This window comes from Paenibacillus oryzisoli (assembly GCF_001653565.1).
GTDB classification, from domain to species: domain Bacteria; phylum Bacillota; class Bacilli; order Paenibacillales; family NBRC-103111; genus Paenibacillus_E; species Paenibacillus_E oryzisoli.
On the sequence record NZ_LYPB01000071.1, the window covers coordinates 126321 to 145481 of the forward strand.

The window sequence follows — 19161 nt, forward strand, 5'->3', positions numbered from 1 at the left end:
CCACCAGCCAGCTCAATAAGCTAAACCTACCTCACTCCACCACCAGCCAGCTCAATAAGCCAAACCTAACTCACTCCTCCACCAGCCAACTCAATGAGCCAAATCTAACCCACTCCTCCACCAGTCACCCCAGCAGCTCCACCCCCCTGCCTAAACCTAACAAAAAAGAAGCACCGAAGTGCTTCTCCTCATTACAGCTTAAAAATCTTTCCTAAATACTTGCCAGCAGCCTCGCTGTACTGCTCTTGGAGCAATGTTCGCAGCTGGGCTTTCGCTTCAGGTGTTGGAAGGATGTTCTTTGCTATGCCATGCAGCTCCATCCAATGAGAAGCTGTCATATAACAGGTGCTGTTCCAGCCGTTTTTCGTACCATTGGCGTTCAGACGCTCACTTATCCCTGCAATCACGATATCGGTCTTACTCTGCAAATCGATCAGAGCACGGTCGAACTCGGCTTTCGATTCTTTCGATTTCAAATCGGTTGCAGCGCGCAGTGCCTTAACATCGATACCTTCATTCCCAGCGATAGCGTGATAGACATCGACAGCCGCTTTGGACAACTCACCATCCGAATAACGCTCGTCCACCGTGTAGGGATCTTCCAGTAAGTTTTTGATTAACGGAAATAGATCGGAAGAAATTAATAAGGGCTTCTTGGCGAAAAACCGCCCATAAGCAGCAAGACCGTCACCTGGCAGGCGATCGCGCCATAGCCAAGGATCTGTTTCGAGTCCTGTATGCCATTGCTCATGGACCGTTAAGGATTCAAGAGAAGGATGCTCAGGGATGAAAGAAGAGAGGGGCAGAAGGCCAATCTCCTTAACGAGTCTTTTCACATCTTCATACGTATCAGCTTTTATCGTTACCTCATTCATAGCCATATACATTCTCCTCCACACTAATCTTTTTGACGAATGTCTTGCCTTATGTTAGTCCTGCTCTGCGCTTTGCGTCACTCGTGGCTCTAATCGTTAATCTCTACGTGACTAGCACCACGCTCACTTATGAACCTTATCGATCACACCGCCACCTAAACAAATTTCCCCATCATAAAAGACGACAGATTGGCCTGGCGTGACTGCTTTTTGCGGCTTATCGAAAACAACTTCGCAGCTACCATCGGGTTGCATCGTTAGTACTACACCTTGATCCGCTTGGCGATAACGGAATTTGGCTGTACACGTGAAGGCACCAACAGGCTTCGTAGCAGAAATCCAGTTTACGTCAGTAGCTGTTAAGCCTTTGGAGTAAAGTCCAGGATGCCCTTCACCTTGCACAACGAGTAGTTCATTGGTTTCCAAATTTTTGTCCACAACGAACCATGGCTCACCAGAGCCGGATCCGCCAATCCCAAGGCCTTGTCTTTGGCCTAATGTGTAATACATTAACCCATCATGGCGTCCTTTGATCTCACCATTACGAACATCAACCATATTGCCTGGGCGAGCAGGGAGGTATTGGCTGAGGAACGTTTTGAAGTCGCGCTCACCAATGAAACAGATCCCCGTGCTATCTTTCTTCTTCGCCGTTGCAAGTCCAGCCCCTTCAGCAATTTCGCGTACTTTGGATTTGGGCAAGTGACCGATCGGGAACATGGCTTTGGCAAGTTGACTTTGATTAAGGACGTTAAGGAAATACGTCTGATCCTTGTTCGAATCATTTCCACGCAACAAAACGAATTCGCCGTCTTGTTCCTTCACTTGCGCGTAATGTCCAGTGGCGATGTAATCGCCGCCTAGATCAAGGACTTTTTGCAGCAATTCACCGAATTTAATTTCACGGTTACACATAACGTCTGGATTTGGTGTGCGACCCTTGGTGTACTCGTCCAAAAAGTAAGCAAAAACTTTGTCGTAATACTGTTTCTCAAAATTGACTGTATAGAAAGGAATGTCGAGCTGGTCACAGACCCGTCTGACATCCTCTGCATCTTCTTCTGCCGTACAATGACCAAATTCGTCAGTATCGTCCCAGTTTTTCATGAAAATGCCGATAACTTCATAACCTTGCTCTTTGAGCAGAAGCGCGGCAACCGAAGAATCGACACCTCCGGACATCCCTAAGATGACACGTTTTTTTGTTTCCATCACGTAAACCTCTTTTCCATCTTGAAATAGTAGCAGGCATATGTTTCACATATACTTGGGTTCTATTTTTGATAATCACTGTGATACGTCCTTGGAGGACGGCGTAGTCGGTTATTTCAAATGACTTTGGTAGAGCTGTTCATTTTCAACACTACCATTATACATGCCAATGGCTTAAATTTAAAATATTTCATGAGAATGTCATTGTTTTTCCCCCACTTTCCAAGGGTTTTGTGATAACATAGATACGATATACGGATGTTTTGGAATGTTTTTGCGAAAAATGGAAACGCTGTTTACCTAGATAGGGACGACCCTGGTGTTGAAGCGTGGGAGCAGATTTGGTAAGCATCTCAAGTTTTAGCGATATATACAGACTCCTTGATGGCATATCATGTTGAATGAGGTGTTAATTTTGAAGATCTCCACAAAAGGTCGTTATGGACTAACGATCATGATGGAATTAGCCAACCGAGTGGGTGAAGGGCCGACTTCACTAAAAAGCATTGCTGAGAGACATCAGCTCTCTGAACATTATCTTGAGCAACTTGTAGCTCCTTTGCGGAATGCGGGTTTAGTCAAAAGTATACGCGGAGCATACGGTGGTTATATTCTTTCTAAATCTGCCGAGCAGGTAACTGCAGGTGAAGTTATTCGTGTACTAGAAGGGCCAATATCCCCTGTAGATTTTACGGAAGAAGATGATCCCGCCAAACGGGACTTGTGGATTCGGATTCGTGATAGCATTGCAGAAGTGCTAGACTCCACTACGTTGGCGAACCTGATTTCTTTTGAGGATAAAGGTAAAAACGATAATTACATGTTTTACATTTAAGGTGACACATGGAACCTATTTATCTTGATCATGCTGCAACAACGCCCGTACATGCCGACGTATGGGAGGCAATGTTGCCGTTCTATACAGCAAATTATGGTAATCCTTCGAGCACACATAGCTTCGGCCGTGCGGCAAGAACTGCGCTGAATCGCTTCCGTGATGGGATGGCGAACTCCTTGGGTTGTATGCCTAGTGAGCTTATCTTTACAAGCGGCGGGACAGAAAGTAATAATATGGCAATATTTGGGATTATGCAGGGGGATCAAGCAGGCAGAAAGCATATCGTAACGAGTGCGATTGAACATCATGCTGTGCTCCATCCCTGTGAACGGTTGGAAAGCCTAGGATATGAAGTTACATACGTGCCGGTAGGTTCAGACGGACTAATTCAAATAGAAGATGTGGAAGCAGCTATTCGTCCAGATACAGCTCTCATCTCTATCATGTATGTGAATAATGAAGTGGGAACTATTCAACCTATTGAGCAAGTAGGCCGTCTAGCACACAGATATGGCATTACCTTTCATGTTGATGCGGTGCAAGCTTTAGGGAAGATTGCCCTGAATCTTGCAGAACTGCCCGTCGATCTCGTGAGCCTGTCTGCCCACAAAATTTATGGCCCCAAAGGCGCAGGTGCCCTCTACGTTTCAAAGCATACGAAGCTGCTTCCTCACGTATTCGGTGGTTCACAAGAACGCAAGCGCAGGGCTGGGACTGAGAATATTCCCGCGATTGCCGGCTTTGCTAAAGCAGTTGAAACCATTCTTCCGCTCCAAGAACACAACTACACACAGGCAAGTGAGCTTCGCGAACTGATGATTTCCGTCTTAGAACAGCAATTGGGCTGTGAAGGTTTTACAATTAACGGGCATAGAGCATGGCATGTTCCGCACATTTTAAATATTTCATTTCCAGGTGTTTCAACAGAAACACTTTTAATGAACCTTGATTTAGCAGGGGTAGCTGCTGCAAGCGGCTCCGCATGCACGTCTGGCTCACTTGAAGTCTCACATGTCTTGCAAGCCATGAAACTTCCAGAAAATGTGACTCACTCCGCTGTACGATTTAGCTTTGGAATGGGGAATTCTAAAGAACAAATCGAAACGGCCGCCCATAAAGTTGCAACCATTATCCATCGGTTGCGTAATAAGTAGTACTGGGTGGTTCTAGGAGGCGTCACGTTTGCGCAGAGCGCACGAATTAATAGGACTTCCCGTTGTAACCGTTGAGTCGGGTAAGCAAGTTGGTGAAGTGAAAGATTTATTGATTGACCCAACGTGGAACATAAGCGGCATTATACTCGAAGCGAAGACATGGTTTTCATCCTTACGTTACATTTCATGGGAGGGGATCGTGTCTGCCGGAGAGGATGCTATAACCATACCGAACGACAGTGTCATTTGCGAATTTGGGCAGAAGAATGAGTGCCATGCTTTCCTCGAGGGAAGCGACAAGATTAAGGGACTCCCGGTCCTCACTGTGGGAGGGCACGAATTAGGCGTGGTAGAAGATGTTTATTTAAACCAGAATTGGGGTAAACAAATAGTAGGTTATGAATTGTCCGAAGGGTTTATTTCTGATTTAAAAGAAGGGCGAAAGTGGCTTCCCATGCCAGAATCGGCAACCATGGGGGAAGATGCGATCATCGTGCCTGGACATTGCGCTCAGGAAGTAGAAGAACTCTTCGTATCCAAAGAAGAATAGGGTGAGCATGATGCGTTGTCCAAACTGTAACTCCAAAGATATTGGAAAGATCGGTTCCCATCAATTTTACTGTTGGGGTTGTTTCATCGAATTAAGTGTAAACGGAGATAAGATGTCCGTGTATCAAGTTGAGGAAGATGGTACATTAAGTTCTCTGGATGATTTATTTTTTGAGGAAGAAGTTTCTCATATCCACGAGCACGTGAACTAAAGTTAACTATGAAGCGTTATTGATTAGGCGAGGAATCGCTTGAACAATAGCGCTTTTTTTGTTGTTCGGTGCCAAGTCAGGATTAATTTGGTGGGCTAGTACACATACTGTATGAACGTCACGTCGAATTCAAATGACAGAGGTGGAGGCAGTATGGAACGATTTTGGAGTAATAAATGGTTTGTTGGGATAATATATGCCTTGCTAATCTTAGTCGGGCTATATTTGCTTGTGCTGATTAAACCGATCTTGTTTCACTTGTTCACATTCATCAAAGCCATCGTGATGCCCTTCTTCATAGCGATCATCATCTCGTATATTTTAAACCCTGTCGTCACGATCTTGAATAAACGCAAAGTGCCGAGAACGATTGCCGTACTGCTGATCTATAGCGTGTTTATCACATCTGCGACAGTCGTTATTATGAATATGACGCCGATGTTTGTGGAGCAGGCTGCGGAATTAAATGAACACATGCCGCAAATGGCGATGAAGGCACAGTCGCTTGTAGATGGCTTTAATCAGAATCAATTGCTGCCGGATAGTGTTCGAAATGGATTCAATCATTCAATTGGGAAGCTGGAGACGAAGATTTCCATGGCGGTCGCGAATTACATGAACCAAATTGGATCAACCATCAATATGCTCTTTATAGCTTTCATCGTGCCGTTTCTGGCCTTCTATATCTTGAAGGATTTCCAGATTATCGAGAAGACTGCACTGGCTGTTGTACCCCTAAAGCATCGTAAAAAAACCGTTTCTCTGCTCATGGACATTGATTCAGCGCTTGGTAACTATATACGAGGGCAACTCCTTGTGTGCTTGATTATTGGTGTGCTCGCTTATGTGGGCTATTGGCTGATCGGAATGCCGTACCCGCTATTGCTTGCTAGTGTTGTTGCGATCTTCAATATTATCCCGTACATGGGGCCTTTTTTTGGCGCGGCTCCGGCTATTATCATGGCATCGACCGTCTCGTTGAAAATGGTGTTATTCGTTGCACTTGTCAATTTGACGGTGCAAATTCTCGAAGGGAATGTGATCTCACCTCAAGTTGTAGGCAAAACTTTGCATATGCATCCGCTGTTTATCATATTCGCCTTGCTTGTGGGTGGAGAAGTAGCGGGGGTGGTTGGATTGATTTTGGCGGTACCCTTCTTCGCTGTGTTGAAAGTTATCATCCAGCATGTCTTTATTCACTTCGTTCATAAGTCAACAACCTAAGTTTATGTAATAGGATGGTAGCAGAAGACGCACAAAACCCCTTGAGCCATGACTTGCGGGATCATGGTCCAAAGGGTTTTGCACGAGGGTTGAGGAGTTAGAAAAGGTTGTGGCCCATACGTAAACCATGAAATGGACTACGGAATAAGTGAGTAATAAACAAGCTGTAAGTTTTCTGTTCGATGAAAAAATTTCTATCGAAGTAACTCATTGATGAACGACCGCGTTTTACGGTAAATTTTATCGCCATTAAGAAAGCTGGTTTCAGTTCCTGAAACTTATTCTTTCTTAAGTGGTAATGAAAATCATTATCAATAAACCTAGTATACTTCTATTGAGAATCATTGTCAATGGGGATTTTGCTACTAATTTTAATGAGAAATAATTGACTACTTGAGATGTTTGTCTTTATCTTCTCCTTGGCTATCGTCTTCCTCTTTTTGTTCCTTCTGTTCTTGAAATTCCACATGTGATTGCCCTGTAATGTAATCAAATGGATTGTAACGGCTATCAGGAATTTGCTTTCGTATGATTGTTTTCGCCATAATGTAAATGATTAAGACGAAGATGGGGAAAATGAGTCCGAGCAAAGTAAGGGACGAAATGTCCATGAGAAGCACCTCCATATAACTCTATTGTACCGTATCATGCCCTCATATTGACAGGCAACCCCCATAAAGTTATAATTTGCCTTATCTATATGTGAAATAAAGCGTTGATGAAACTTAGTAAGCCATAGCTCATCGTCAGAGAAGAGGTTCCGCTTGGCAGCGTTAGCTGCGAAGATCGGCTGGAAGAACCTTTCGGTGCTAGGATGGCCCAAAGCTCGTTTCGGAGTGTGGATGAACTCCACCGGTTGGACCCGTTACAAATCCGCACAAGGAGATTGGATTCGCTCTATGCCGCAGGCACAGGGAGCAAGAAACCAATAACCAGGGTGGTACCGCGATGATTCGTCCCTGTTTGCTGCAGGGGCGTTTTTTGTTTTTTGTAAACTTATCCTAGATGTGGAGGCTCACAGACATGAAAGCAAGTGAAATTCGTTCCAAATGGCTGCAATTTTTCGCAAGTAAAGGGCATAAGGTTGAGCCGAGCTCCTCGTTAGTTCCACACAATGATCCATCCCTATTATGGATTAATGCAGGGATTGCACCGTTAAAGCCATATCTGGATGGGCGTGAAATCCCAGAGAATCCACGGATTACGAATGCTCAGAAATGTATCCGTACCAATGATATTGAGAATGTAGGTAAAACGCGTCGTCACCATACTTTTTTCGAAATGTTAGGGAATTTCTCAATCGGAGATTATTTCAAGAAAGAAGTTATTCCTTGGGCGTGGGAGTTTCTAACAGATCCGCAATGGATCGGTTTTGATCCGAATCGGATCTCAGTAACAGTTCACGAAGATGATGAGGAAGCTTTTGACATCTGGAACAAGCAAATAGGCATTCCTGAGGAACGTATTTATAAGCTCAAAGAAGATAATTTCTGGGATATTGGTGAAGGTCCATGTGGCCCTTGTACGGAGATTTTCTACGATCGCGGTGATAAATATGGTGACTTGTCGGATCCGGAGTGCTGGCCAGGTGGGGAAAATGAGCGCTTCCTAGAAGTATGGAACCTGGTATTCACACAGTTCAATCATAATTCCGATGGCAGCTATACACCGCTTCCTAACAAGAACATTGATACAGGCGCAGGCTTGGAGCGTTTCGCTTCCATTCTTCAAGATGTTGATTCTAACTTTGATACCGACCTGTTCTTGCCAATCATTGAGAAAACGTGTGAGTTCACAGGTGTTGCTTACCACGTGAATGAAGAGCATGATGTAGCGCTTAAAGTTATCGCTGACCATATCCGTACCGTTGCTTTCTCCGTTGGGGATGGTGTTCTTCCTTCTAATGAAGGTCGCGGCTATATCATTCGTCGTTTGCTGCGTCGGGCAGTACGCTATGGGAAAGTGCTTGGCTTGGATAAACCATTCTTATTCAAGTTAGTGCCTACAGTTGGCGATATTATGGGTGTTTATTATCCAGAGGTTGTAGATAAGCGTGAGTTCATCGAGAAAGTGATCCGCACCGAAGAGGAGCGTTTCCACGAGACGTTGAGCGACGGGTTAATTATTCTTGCCGAGATGGTTCAGAAAACGCAGCAAGCTGGCACGAACCAAATCAGCGGGCCAGATGCATTTAAACTTTATGATACGTATGGCTTCCCGTTTGACTTGACAGAGGATTTTGCATCGGAGAAGGGGCTGACGGTCGATCGTGCAGGCTTTGATGCTTCTATGAAGGAACAGCGCGATCGCGCCCGTGCAGCGAGCAACAAAGAAGGCGGAATGAAGGTTCAAGGTGGGCCACTGTCCGAACTAACGATTAAAAGCGAATTTGTTGGATATAATGAGTTGGTAGTAAGTGGCAATATCGAAGCAATTGTGCATGAGAATGAACTCGTGGAGCTAGTTGGTGTTGGTGAGACTTGTCAGGTCGTTCTAGATCGTACGCCTTTCTATGCAGAGAGCGGAGGTCAAGTTAGTGATCGCGGTACGATTCGTAATGATCAAGTGATCTTGCAGGTTATTGACGTCATGAAAGCGCCGCATGGCCAACATGTACACAAGGTTATTGTTGAGTCTGGCGTACTTCGCAAAGGTGACACTGTACAAGCGATAGTGGCTTCTGCACCTCGGACAGATATTATCAAGAACCATACTGCAACACATTTGCTGCATAAAGCGTTAAAGGAAGTATTAGGCACGCACGTCAATCAAGCAGGTTCCTTGGTAGAGCCAGATCGCTTGCGTTTTGACTTCTCACATTTTGGTTCGATTACTAGTGAAGAGCTGCAAGACGTGGAACAACGCGTGAATCAACAAATTTGGAATAGTACGAACGTGGACATTTCCCTCAAAGCGATTGCAGAGGCGAAAGCCATGGGAGCTATGGCGCTGTTCGGTGAGAAGTATGGCGATATCGTTCGCGTTGTACAAGTTGGTGACTATTCATTAGAGCTTTGTGGAGGTTGTCACGTTCAAAATACAGGACAGATTGGCTTGTTTAAAATTGTAAGTGAATCAGGAATTGGCTCAGGCGTACGCCGGATTGAAGCTGTATCGGGTCGTAGTGCTTATGAATATTTAGATGGGCAGCTGCAATTGTTGAAGGAAGCAGCTGGCTTGCTGAAATCGAACATCACCGATGTGCCTAAACGTGTAGACGCAACTTTGCAGCAATTGAAAGAGCTAGGGCGCGAGAATGAGTCACTGCGTGGTAAGCTAGGTCGTATTGAGGCAGGTTCGCTTACGGATCAAGTGAAACAAGTAGCAGGCGTTTCTGTTCTAGCCGCGCAAGTTAATGCGGCTGATATGGATTCGCTTCGTAACATCGTTGATGAGATGAAGGGCAAGCTAGGTTCGGCTGTTATCGTCCTAGGAGCTGCTGCTGAAGATAAAGTCAACCTGGTTGCGGCGGTAACGCCTGATCTCGTTTCCAAAGGCTTTCACGCGGGTAAAATTATTAAAGAAGTCGCGGTGGCAGTTGGAGGCAGCGGTGGCGGGCGTCCAGACATGGCACAAGCAGGCGGTAAGGATGCATCCAAATTGCAAGCGGCATTAGCTAGCGTAGAGGGACTACTTTCACAATTTGCATAAAAGGTTGTTCAAAAAGTCCGCTTTTGATCACGAAGTAGTTCAGGAAGCATATTCGACATCGAAGATTGATTACAGCCGAAAATTCCGGTGCTCACGTAGCTATCACTACGCTCCGCTCCTCATTTCCTAGCTTCTATCAATCTTCTCGGTGCTGAAAACCGGAATTTTTGAACCCGAACTATAATTTTTTTTCGAATGGACAGGAATTTTTAAAACCATAGAGAATATATCACATGTATAACGCAAGTTTTTTCAATTATTTTACAAAGGTCACAAGGAAGTGGGGTGCTCCTGATGAGTTCCATGGACAAAACGATGAAGTTCAATGTGAAGGCGGAAGAGATCGAAACTTCGCCGAAGGATGTATTGCTGGCGGTGTATGATGCTCTTCAGGAAAAAGGGTATAATCCGATTAACCAGATTGTTGGTTACTTGCTTTCGGGGGATCCTGCCTACATTCCGCGTCACAATAATGCGAGAAGCCTCATTCGTAAACGGGAACGGGATGAACTGATTGAAGAATTAGTTCGTGCTTATCTGGGTCAACACAAATAGTAGAAAAGAGAAACAACATGAGATGGATGGGCTTGGATTATGGGGATAAAACCATCGGTGTCGCATTAAGCGATGAGCTTGGATGGACAGCCCAAGGGCTTGAAGTGATTCGCCGCAATAAGCCGGGAGAAGACATTGAACGGCTTATCCAGATTGTTAATGAATATGGCGTATCGCAAGTGGTCGTCGGGTTACCCAAGAATATGAATAATACGATTGGGCCTCGCGGCGAGATTGCGATTGCTTTTTCAGAAGAATTAAAACAAAAGATCAGTGTACCAGTACACCTATGGGATGAGCGATTAACAACCGTAGCTGCGACACGGACGCTTCTTGAAGCGGATGTAAGCCGTAAGAAACGGAAGCTAGTCATTGATAAGATGGCTGCACAGCTTATTCTACAAGGGTACATGGATGCCAATATGAAGAGGTGAATGAACGTGTCCAAAGAAGAATTGCGTGAAGAAGAACCAGAAATCATTTACATCCCGGACGATGAAGGCAACGAAGAAGAGTTCGAGGTTATCATGAAATTCGAAGTGGACGGTTCAGATAAGAAATATATGATGGTTGTGCCTACAGACGGCGGAGATGAAGAATCCGACGAAGTGTATGCATTCCGTTACGAAGAAGACGATGATGGCGAGGATCTGAAATTATTCACCATTGACGACGAAGAAGAATGGAACATTGTGGAAGAAACGTTCAACACCCTAATGGCGGAGTTCGATGAGGAAGAAGAAGCATGAGTTCGACAACACCTTCTGATGTATTGCGCAAAACTTACGGGGATGATATCCTGTTGTCTGACGACCAAAGTGAGTCAACGGTATATCAACTTCTGAAAGAATTCGTCTATGAGAACCAAACGTATGCTGTTATGCAATCGGAAGCGTTGAAGAAGGAAGATGAAGTTGCCCTTTTTCGTGTCGTTTCCGGTGCAGATGGTGAATATGAATTAGTTACCATAGACGATGACGATGAGTGGGAGACGGTTTCGGAGCTGTACGACGAAATGGTTTTCCCTGAGCAGAATGACTTTTAAGAAGTAGATAACCGAGCGGATGATATCCGCTCGGTTTTGTTGTGCATATGGTTAATGCTAGTTAGGGAAGCTACAGCCAAAGACTAGATGAGGGACATTCTTAGGAGGAATCGAACCGTTGTGAATATGGATGATGAGCTAGAAGAATTACAGAAGCCTAAGCGCAAAGTGCTGAAGTGGGTATTGCTTAGCTTTGGTATTGCCCTGTTGCTTCTTCTCGGCACAGCCGCCGGCATTGGATTGTTTATTGCGAGTGCGCTGCAGCCTGTTGACGCTTCTGACCAAGAGGTCCGTGTATCTATCCCACAAGGCGCCAGTTCGATCAAGATCGCAGATGAACTAGAAACGAAGGGACTTATTAAGAATTCTTCCATTTTCACGTACTATTTAAAGTTTAAAAAGCAAGGTTCCAAATTTCAAGCTGGTGAATATACGATGAAGCCAGGCATGACATTTGAAGCGATGATTGATAAACTCAACAAAGGAGATGTCGTGAAAGAAGAAATGATTCGCATCACGATTCCTGAAGGTTATACCATCGATCAAATTGCGACTAAGGTCAGTGAACAGAGTACTTGGAAGAAAGAAACGTTTCTGGGGATAGTCGATGATCCTGCGGGCTTTCCTAATGAGTCAACAGCATCCATTCCAGATACGAAAAATATCAGACATCGACTAGAGGGGTATATTTTCCCCGAAACGTACGAATTTAAGAAAGGCTCTACTGAAAAGGAATTCGTCGAACGTTCCTTAGAACAACTAGAGAAGATGCTTGCGACGCTTCCGCCGGATTGGAAGGACAAGTTGAAGGCTCGTAATCTCTCCATTCATCAAATGCTGACCATTGCTTCGTTAATCGAGCGTGAGGTTGTTGTTGATACAGAGCGTGCTACGGTTTCTGGGGTCATCGTGAATCGTCTGAAAATGAATATGCCACTTCAGATCGATGCCACTGTTCAGTATTTATTCGATAAGTCGAAGGATCGTTTGTTGGAAAAGGACCTTCAAATTCAAAGTCCATATAATACGTACTTGAATACAGGATTGCCACCAGGTCCGATCGCAAGCCCTAGCCTAGCTTCTATCAAGGCGGCGATTTATCCAGAAGAAACGAAATATCTGTTCTATGTGACGAAGAAGGATGGAACCATGGGTCATTTATTTGCGGAAACCTTTGAAGAGCACAAGAAGAATATAGCTAATAGTAAAAAAGCCACGAATTAAGTTGACAGAAGGTAGGTAAGCACGTGAATAAACCAGAATTAGTCATCAGCTGTGGTTCAATCGCTGATTTGAAACAAATGATACTCGCAGGTGCAGATGCCGTAATTATAGGAGAAGATCGCTATGGTCTTCGTTTGCCAGGCGAAGTACAGCTGAATGAGATCGAGGAAGCTGTCGCATGGGCTCACGAACGGAATGCGAAAGTGTATGTCGCGGTTAATAATATCTTAGATAATCAAACACTCGGTGGTTTAAAAGAGTACTTAGCTGCTATTCAGACATATGGAGTTGACGCCATCATTTTCGGAGATCCAGCAGTCGTCATGACGGTTCGTCAATTACCGGAGCCACTGCCTCTTCATTGGAATGCGGAAATGACCTCGACGAATTATGCTACAGCGAATTATTGGGGCAGGCAAGGCGCAGTTCGCGTTGTTCTGGCGAGAGAGTTGAACATGGAGCAGGTGCTGGATTTTAAAGCAAAGTCAGAGATTGCTGTTGAAGTTCAAGTGCATGGGATTACGAATATTTATCACTCCAAGCGTGAGCTGGTCAAGAACTATATGGCACATCAAGGGACGAAGATCGAAGAGGATCGTTCCAAAGGACGAGGACTATTTCTTATCGAACATGAACGACGTGACCAACGGTATCCTGTTTATGAGGATCGCAATGGCACACATATAATGAGTTCCGAGGACTTTTGTATGTTGGAAAATTTGCCAGAGCTTATCGACGGACAAGTGGATAGTTTGAAAATTGAAGGTTTGCTCAAGTCATCGCAATACAATGAAACAGTCGTGAGAAGCTATCGCGCTGCAATTGATGCTTATTGTGCAAACCCTGAAGGCTACGAATTTCAGCAAGACTGGCTGGATGCGATTGTGGAGCTACAGGATCCAGAGCGTGAGCTCAGTTTCGGATTTTTCTATAAAGAACAGGTATATTGATTGAAGAAAGAAGGTGCTCTCCTAGATGACGACAGCCATAGAAGCACGAGCCAGGGGCAAGCGTGTAAGACTTGATAAGCCGGAGCTTCTAGCTCCAGCAGGTAATTTGGAAAAGCTTAAATTTGCGATTCATTATGGCGCAGATGCTGTATATATCGGTGGACAGAAATATGGTTTGCGTTCGAATGCGGATAATTTTTCCAAAGAGGAAATGCGTGAAGGCGTCGAATTTGCGAAGCAATACGGGGCCAAAGTATTCGTGGCCACGAATATCTACGCACATAATGAGGACATTGAAGGTTTAGATGAGTACTTGCGAGGACTGCAGGAGGTCGGTATTTCGGCTATTATCGCCGCAGATCCGATCATTATGGAGACGTGTCGCCGCGTTGCACCTGAACTCGAAGTTCACGTTAGTACGCAGCAGTCCGTCATGAACTGGCAAACGGTACAATTCTGGAAAGATCAAGGCATAGAGCGGGTCGTATTGGCGCGTGAGGTCAGTATGCAGGAAATCGATGAAATCAAAGCGCATGTAGATGTCGAAATTGAAGCTTTTATTCATGGCGCCATGTGCAGTTCGTATTCGGGGCGTTGTGTGTTATCGAATCATTTTACGGATCGCGATTCGAACCGCGGCGGCTGCTCGCAATCATGCCGATGGAAATATGATTTATTTACCAAGGATCAACCGCTGGATGATCCGCTCGCAACGGATTTCCCTATGTTTGCTGAGGATGATGATGCTTTCACCATGGGCTCCAAGGATTTAAGCATGATTGATCATATCGCGGATATGATTGAATCGGGTGTGGATAGCTTCAAGATTGAAGGGAGAATGAAGAGCATCCATTATGTGGCAACAGTCGTGAACGCCTATCGCCAGGCAATCGATGCTTACTTCGAGGATCCTGAGCATTTCAAGCTCAATCCGGTTTGGCAGGATGAGATTCATAAAGCGGCGAATCGACCTCTAAACGATGGATTCTTCTATGAAGCTCCAGGTCATGAAGACCACATTTTTGAACCGGAAGATAAGGTTGTTGGCTTTGATTTCGTTGGTTTAGTTATGGACTATAACGCAGATACTGGTGTTGCACTAATTCAGCAAAGAAATCATTTCAAGTCCCATCAAGAGATTGAATTCTTCGGCCCTGAAGGGACACATTTTAAACAAACAGTTGGAATGATCCAAGATGAAGTGGGTCAAGAATTAAATGCTGCTCGACATCCGCTGCAGTTGGTACAGATAAAAACTGTATTACCTGTAAAAAAATGGGATATGATGCGTAAAAAAACAGGAAAATAGTACCATGGAAGCTTTCTCCAGTCTAAGTTATAGTGGAGAAAGCTTTTTTAATTATTTGTATCGTTTTATAAAGGATATTGGAAATGAATGTCGAAATTTAGGTATAACGACGCATGTAAACCTTTTCATTGAGCAGGCATTCAAAGAAGGTTAATTAGAAACTAATGGTGGTGAACGAAATGACAAAAAAACTCCAAGGTATCCGCGCTATTGTAAACAAAGTAGTTCAAGCAACAGGTCAAGTTCGAAGGGGTCGAAACGTTGACACTGCAGGTGGTGGATCTTCTTCACCGAATGGTACATACGCTTTCAAAGGTCCAGGCAACATTAAGCTCGAAAACCCTGTGAAATCAGTAGGTATGAAGTTATTTTTAATGTTTTTTATTAGTATTTTGTTTTTCGTTCTTGTAGTAGGGATGATTTCGTATTCCGTCTCCAAAAGTGTTATTAAGAATAAGGTGTCCGAATCCAGTTTACAAACCGTTACACAAGCAGGTCAGAAGTTAGATTTCCTGTATCAGACTTTCGATGATGTATCCTTACAAATTATGCTTAATAAAGAATTGCAAGATTTACTTGATAAGATTCCTAAGTTAGAGGCATCTTCTTATGAATCACTAGATGTTACACGTCAATTAACAGAGAAATTAAACGTCGTTACCTTCTCAAATAAATCAATTAAGACATTACATCTATACCGTCCAGATGGTAAGTTGATTGTGATCACGGGTGCAGGCGGCGCTCCGGTGGCTGAGAATTCAGCTTCAACAGATTGGTTTAAAGCAACGGTAGAAAATGCAGGCAAAGTCACATGGTTGGATAGCCAAACCAAAGGATATTCCAGTAGTTCCAACAACACGTTTGCGATCAGCCGTCTGATGCGTAATACGTTAACGAATTCGTCAACAGCTGTACTAGTTCTAGAACTAGGCACAGAAATTTTAACGAAAGAGCTTAGCGGAATGTCATTAGGGGATGACAGTAATGTCATTATTACGAATGCAGCGAACAAGAACATCGCTGCCAAAGACATGACGACTATAGGCAAAGAATCATCTGTTCAGCTCACGAAAGAGCAGATTGAAGAGGAACATGGTTCCTTCATCACGAAAGATGATCACTTGGTTGCCTTCTACAAGTCAGCCGTATCAGGCTGGAACTTGGTCGGTGATATACCAGTAAGTGCGTTAGTGAAAGATGCGAAGAAGATTTACAACTACACGCTTCTGATTGCCTTATTTGCAGCGATTGCAGCGGTTATTATCGGTATCATCGTAGCGAGAATGATTGGCAGCCCACTCATTAATCTTCGTAACCTGATGCAGCAAGGTGCCAAAGGTAAACTTACCGTTCGTGCCAATTACAAGTCCAAGGATGAGATTGGCCAACTAGGTGCAAGCTTTGACGTCATGATGCAGCAGATCACGACATTGGTACAACAAACAAGTACGTCTGCACAAGCCGTATTTGAAACAGCGCAAGAATTGACGAATTCCTCCAAAGTAACGGCAACAGCGGCAAGAGAAATTGCTGTGGCGACGGATGAAATTTCTAATGGCGCAGGCGGTTTAGCAACGGAGTCTGAGAAAGGCAACGAGCTAACACACCATATTGGTATTCAAATGAAGCAAGTAATTGAAGCCAATCTTGAAATGGGAACTGCGGCAGCGGATGTACAAACGTCCAGTGAACTTGGAACGAAGTATATGTCAGAGTTGATTGCCAAAACGAACCTAACGGAAGAAATGATTCGTTCCATGGTTGATAAAGTGGATAAACTGAAAGAAAGTACACGTTCGATCCGTAAAATTTTGGATCTCTTGAATAACATTTCGAAGCAAACGAACATCTTATCTTTGAATGCCACGATTGAAGCGGCACGTGCAGGCACAGCGGGCAAAGGTTTCATGGTCGTTGCGGATGAAATTCGTAAACTTGCGGATCAGTCCAAACAATCGATCGATGTTGTTGGACAAATTACCGAAACGATTCAAGGCGAAATCGATGAAACTGTTAAAGTTCTTTCAACAGCAACCCCAATTTTCCAAGAGCAGATTATGGCTGTTAAAGAAGCAGATACGATTTTCAAACAAGTAACGAATCACATGGGCGGCTTTATTGTTCAGTTGAGCACGGTTAGTGATTCTATATCTACGCTAGAACAATCCCAAGTGGTACTGTCTGATGCGATGACGAATGTCAGTGCAGTTGCTGAGGAGTCGTTGGCCACTTCCGAGGAAGTTGCTTCCCTAAGTTCCGAACAGCTGAGCATTAGTGATGGTTTGGTGAAATTGTCAGACAAGCTGGATCAACTATCGCAATCATTGACCGATACGTTATCCAAATTCGAAGTATAAGTGCAAGTAGACGAGTCCACTCTCCAATAGGAGGGTGGATTTTTCTCGTTTTTACGAAAAAGATCCGGTTTGACTAGAAGTCAGAATGCCGATACTGGAAGTAATGAGGTTATTCTGAACCATACCAAAGGGGATCGTACAATGAGTGAGAATCAATTATCATCGATGGAGAAGAGACGCATGTTTTTGATGCTCTTTTTGATTCTGCTTATATTTGCATGTCTATTCGGCAAGTTGTTCTGGATCCAAATAGCGGCAACGGAAAGTTATTCATCGCGAGGGATCAATTTGGTGAAAAATTCGGTGATCCAGAGGCAACGCGCGCTTGTCTTAGAGAGTGGAAGAGGCGAGATACTAGATCGCAATCTACAGCCTTTGACTGGCAAAATTGTGAACGCGTTAGTCGCCTTCCCAATCAACAGTGAATTTGCAATGAATGGGGGAGAAGTGAGCCAGTTAGCTCGCGTCTTGAAAACGAATAGGGAAAGTTGGATCGCATTTGCACGTAACTTGAAAGAGCCACAAGTATGGGGAACGCAAGATGGGGGGAAGGCGGTCTCCTTAAGCTCCCAACAAGTGAAGGAAATAGATGGGTTAGGACTCGCTAGCATTAAGGTGGTGGAAATGGAAGACCGCTATCCTACGGGTATGACTGCGCGTCAGTTAGTTGGTTTTATCGGTCAAAATCCAGATCGGGTGATGCAGATTTACGGTTCTGATTTGGAAAAAGGGCGTGTTGCCCTAACTTCAAAGATTGGTGGAGCAGGCCTTGAGAAGTCTTTCGATTCGTGGCTGCGCGGTGTGGGTGAAACCTCAATTTCTTATTTCACAGATGCGGGAAAAAGGCCTCTTGCAGGGTTGGATGCACGGATGATCGCTCCGGATAACTCGTACTACCCTGTGAAGCTAATAACAACGTTAGACAGCGACGTGCAGCAGCAAATAGAAGCGCTCATGGACAAGCTGCATATTCGTGAGGGAGCGGCCGTTGTACAGGAAGCATCAGATGGCGATGTGCTCGCCATGGCGAGCAGGCCGAATTATAGTCCATTACAAGTGGACTTAGCTAGTAATAATTGGAGCAATTACGCAATCAAGGCAACGGCGCCAGGGTCGATCTTCAAAACCATTGTAGCCGCGGCGGCGTTGGATGAGAAACTTGTGAATCCTACGGAAACGTTTAATTGTGAAGGTGCGCTTGGGAAGTATGGCTTTACTTGCTGGAGGAGGGATGGGCATGGACCTTTAACCCTAGAAGAAGGATACGCCCAGTCATGTAATATCGTGTTTGCGAACGTGATGCAGCGTCTAACGGCCGCTCAACTAGAGACATATGCCAATAAGCTAGGCGTGCTTAATGAGGTAGGATGGACAGGGAAAACGGATATGAGAGATGTTTTTGAACAATTCGACTCGGAGGAGAAAGGGCAATTATTTGCTGCGCATACCCCAGAGACGGATGAGGGGGTTCTGATGCAAACAGCGATCGGTCAAAGGGATGTTAGAATGACGCCACTACAGGCGTCGAATATGGTTGTAACTCTGTTGAATGAGGGGAAGGGTTTTACCCCTCGGGTTGTGCAGGAAATACAGTATCAAACAGGGCGTCAGATGGAGGCATTTCCTGTTAAAAGATTAAATTCTGATGCTGGCAGCATATCAGCGACAACGAGTCGCACTTTGCTCAGTTGGATGAGGGAAGTTGTTACAGAAGGAACAGGGCAAGGCCTACAGGGGGCGAAGTGGAAACTGGCAGGGAAGTCCGGAACAGCACAAATTCAAAATGGCAAGCAAGAAAAAGTGAATCAATGGTTTATTGGCTATGGTCCTGTGGAGACGCCACAATATGCCGTATCTGTCGTCATCAAAAACACAGACCCAACTGAAAGTAATAAGGCAATTCCTTTATTTAAGGGGATCATGGACATTTTGGCGAGTCAAGGGTTGTCAAACAGCAAATAACAGGTATGATGGAGGTTAAGTCTATTTGGCTACCCATGCCAATG

General features: G+C 44.6%; 20 protein-coding genes. 17 read left to right on the forward strand and 3 right to left on the reverse strand.

What is annotated here, in order from left to right; genetic code table 11:
- Nucleotides 1-215, forward strand: a 215-nt coding sequence (locus A8708_RS36155; protein ID WP_204787574.1) for a hypothetical protein, incomplete at its 5' end; no start/stop codon positions are given.
- Here A8708_RS36155 and A8708_RS17155 read toward each other — a convergent pair.
- On the reverse strand, nucleotides 192-881 hold the full coding sequence (locus tag A8708_RS17155) for an AlkZ-related protein (RefSeq protein ID WP_082927583.1): 690 nt from the start codon (nucleotides 879-881) through the stop codon (nucleotides 192-194). The two genes, A8708_RS36155 and A8708_RS17155, sit on opposite strands and share 24 nt — an antisense overlap.
- Before the next feature lie 117 nt (nucleotides 882-998).
- Nucleotides 999-2087 (reverse strand): tRNA 2-thiouridine(34) synthase MnmA, encoded by a 1089-nt coding sequence (gene mnmA / locus A8708_RS17160; protein ID WP_068665564.1) that lies wholly within the window; start codon nucleotides 2085-2087, stop codon nucleotides 999-1001.
- A 415-nt stretch (nucleotides 2088-2502) separates the two neighbouring features.
- Here mnmA and cymR point away from each other — a divergent pair, with 415 nt between their 5' ends.
- From cymR to A8708_RS17185, 5 genes are all read left to right on the forward strand, one after another.
- Nucleotides 2503-2922 (forward strand): cysteine metabolism transcriptional regulator CymR, encoded by a 420-nt coding sequence (gene cymR / locus A8708_RS17165; RefSeq protein WP_057311968.1) that lies wholly within the window; start codon nucleotides 2503-2505, stop codon nucleotides 2920-2922.
- Nucleotides 2923-2930: 8 nt separating this feature from the next.
- Nucleotides 2931-4079 (forward strand): cysteine desulfurase family protein, encoded by a 1149-nt coding sequence (locus A8708_RS17170; RefSeq protein WP_068665566.1) that lies wholly within the window; start codon nucleotides 2931-2933, stop codon nucleotides 4077-4079.
- A gap of 28 nt (nucleotides 4080-4107) precedes the next feature.
- The gene (locus A8708_RS17175) at nucleotides 4108-4629 is read left to right on the forward strand and encodes a PRC-barrel domain-containing protein (protein ID WP_068665568.1); all 522 of its coding nucleotides are present in this window, start codon (nucleotides 4108-4110) and stop codon (nucleotides 4627-4629) included.
- A gap of 7 nt (nucleotides 4630-4636) precedes the next feature.
- A complete protein-coding gene (locus tag A8708_RS17180; RefSeq protein WP_028555750.1) occupies nucleotides 4637-4840 on the forward strand; it encodes a hypothetical protein in 204 nt (67 codons plus the stop codon).
- Between the two features lie 153 nt (nucleotides 4841-4993).
- Entirely contained in the window at nucleotides 4994-6064 is a 1071-nt protein-coding gene (locus A8708_RS17185; protein ID WP_068665570.1) for an AI-2E family transporter, read from the forward strand.
- 389 nt (nucleotides 6065-6453) lie between these two features.
- Here the strand turns inward: A8708_RS17185 and A8708_RS17190 are convergent, their stop codons facing one another.
- On the reverse strand, nucleotides 6454-6675 hold the full coding sequence (locus tag A8708_RS17190) for a DUF3951 domain-containing protein (RefSeq protein WP_068665572.1): 222 nt from the start codon (nucleotides 6673-6675) through the stop codon (nucleotides 6454-6456).
- 153 nt (nucleotides 6676-6828) lie between these two features.
- Here A8708_RS17190 and A8708_RS35500 point away from each other — a divergent pair, with 153 nt between their 5' ends.
- From A8708_RS35500 to A8708_RS17240, 11 genes are all read left to right on the forward strand, one after another.
- The gene (locus A8708_RS35500) at nucleotides 6829-6996 is read left to right on the forward strand and encodes a hypothetical protein (RefSeq protein ID WP_157264838.1); all 168 of its coding nucleotides are present in this window, start codon (nucleotides 6829-6831) and stop codon (nucleotides 6994-6996) included.
- Nucleotides 6997-7087: 91 nt separating this feature from the next.
- Nucleotides 7088-9715, forward strand: coding sequence for an alanine--tRNA ligase (alaS, locus tag A8708_RS17195; protein ID WP_068665574.1), 2628 nt, complete (start codon nucleotides 7088-7090; stop codon nucleotides 9713-9715).
- Nucleotides 9716-10009: 294 nt separating this feature from the next.
- Nucleotides 10010-10270 carry an IreB family regulatory phosphoprotein gene (locus tag A8708_RS17200; protein ID WP_028555746.1) on the forward strand — a complete coding sequence of 87 codons (261 nt, stop codon included), beginning with the start codon at nucleotides 10010-10012 and terminating at the stop codon, nucleotides 10268-10270.
- Nucleotides 10271-10287: 17 nt separating this feature from the next.
- Nucleotides 10288-10704, forward strand: coding sequence for a Holliday junction resolvase RuvX (gene ruvX, locus A8708_RS17205; protein WP_068665576.1), 417 nt, complete (start codon nucleotides 10288-10290; stop codon nucleotides 10702-10704).
- Nucleotides 10705-11019, forward strand: coding sequence for a DUF1292 domain-containing protein (locus A8708_RS17210; protein ID WP_082927584.1), 315 nt, complete (start codon nucleotides 10705-10707; stop codon nucleotides 11017-11019).
- Entirely contained in the window at nucleotides 11016-11315 is a 300-nt protein-coding gene (locus A8708_RS17215) for a DUF1292 domain-containing protein (protein ID WP_068665578.1), read from the forward strand. The genes A8708_RS17210 and A8708_RS17215 overlap by 4 nt, the downstream gene beginning before the upstream one ends.
- A gap of 126 nt (nucleotides 11316-11441) precedes the next feature.
- On the forward strand, nucleotides 11442-12539 hold the full coding sequence (gene mltG / locus A8708_RS17220; RefSeq protein WP_068665676.1) for an endolytic transglycosylase MltG: 1098 nt from the start codon (nucleotides 11442-11444) through the stop codon (nucleotides 12537-12539).
- Between the two features lie 23 nt (nucleotides 12540-12562).
- A complete protein-coding gene (locus tag A8708_RS17225) occupies nucleotides 12563-13489 on the forward strand; it encodes a peptidase U32 family protein (RefSeq protein ID WP_239696734.1) in 927 nt (308 codons plus the stop codon).
- Between the two features lie 25 nt (nucleotides 13490-13514).
- Nucleotides 13515-14798, forward strand: coding sequence for a peptidase U32 family protein (locus A8708_RS17230; RefSeq protein WP_068665581.1), 1284 nt, complete (start codon nucleotides 13515-13517; stop codon nucleotides 14796-14798).
- A 179-nt stretch (nucleotides 14799-14977) separates the two neighbouring features.
- Nucleotides 14978-17155 carry a methyl-accepting chemotaxis protein gene (locus A8708_RS17235; RefSeq protein ID WP_082927593.1) on the forward strand — a complete coding sequence of 726 codons (2178 nt, stop codon included), beginning with the start codon at nucleotides 14978-14980 and terminating at the stop codon, nucleotides 17153-17155.
- Between the two features lie 69 nt (nucleotides 17156-17224).
- Nucleotides 17225-19117 (forward strand): peptidoglycan D,D-transpeptidase FtsI family protein, encoded by a 1893-nt coding sequence (locus A8708_RS17240; RefSeq protein WP_239696735.1) that lies wholly within the window; start codon nucleotides 17225-17227, stop codon nucleotides 19115-19117.
- Nucleotides 19118-19161 lie beyond the last annotated feature (44 nt).